A 926-nucleotide genomic window follows, 5' to 3' on the forward strand; every position below is an offset into this window, starting at 1 on the left:
ACCAGGATCTGCGGCCCCTGCGTGACCCGAACGCCGAGGCCGAACCAGAGCGATGAACGGTTCTTTGCCTCATCTGGCCCTCCTCGGCCCACCTATGCTGAAGAAGTCCGTACGGGACCCGTCAGGGTCCAATCGCCACCTCGGGAATGCCCTTGCCGCCTGGCACGATCTTCGCGTGGACATTTCCTGCTGCATTCTGCAGCGCCTTGACGAACTCCAGGTCGGCGGCCGCCTTGGCTTCTACGGCGGCCTGGATGCCGTCGCCGACAGGGGACAGCCCGATACCGTACACCGGGTACTTGAACCGGTGTGCCCTTTGCGCCTCGTAGATCTTGTCCCGGGCGGCGTTCTCCACCTTGGCAGAGTATGCGGCCTGTTTGACCATGACCTGGACGCCTGCGGTGTCGGGGTGTGCCTTGTGAGCAGCGTTAATCATCGCCTGTGCTTTTGAGGTGTCGGTGACGTACAGCACCACCTCGTTGTTCGCCCCGTTCATTGACAGAGAGGCGTAGATGTCCGCGTAGGCCGAGCGGCCCTGCGCGCCCAGCGCCGAGGCCGCGTTCTCGACTTGCACGTTCACAGCCGGGGTCTCAACCACCGATGGTGCCGTGCTCGGCGCGGTGCTGCTGCGGGTGGCCGAGCCGCACCCGGCAGCGAGAATCTCGGCTGCAGCGACAAAGATGGTGGCCAGGCGACGGTTCACAGGATCTCCTTGGGTGAGCAACGGCAGCGGCGGCGTGGTTTTGACGTGAGCGGGGCGTCACCGGTTGCGTTCGGCATGGCACAGAGCAAGTTCGACCGGCAGGTCGAAGAGGCGGCCGAGGTCCTGGCCCATGTGCCTCGGGTGGCGCCCGTCCTCCGGGACGGCCGAGGCGCCGAGCACGCGGAGGACTGCGCCGACTGCTGGGAGTGGCGGCCGTCCTCTC

At 66.2% G+C, this 926-nt stretch carries 1 protein-coding gene; it reads right to left on the bottom strand.

Annotated features, from left to right (window positions below; all coding sequences use genetic code 11):
• Positions 1–121 precede the first annotated feature (121 nt).
• Complete coding sequence (locus FCI23_RS55930) at positions 122–703, bottom strand: hypothetical protein (protein ID WP_136731795.1); 582 nt, start codon at positions 701–703, stop codon at positions 122–124.
• Between the last annotated feature and the right edge of the window lie 223 nt (positions 704–926).

This window comes from Actinacidiphila oryziradicis (genome assembly GCF_005047355.1).
GTDB lineage: Bacteria > Actinomycetota > Actinomycetes > Streptomycetales > Streptomycetaceae > Actinacidiphila > Actinacidiphila oryziradicis.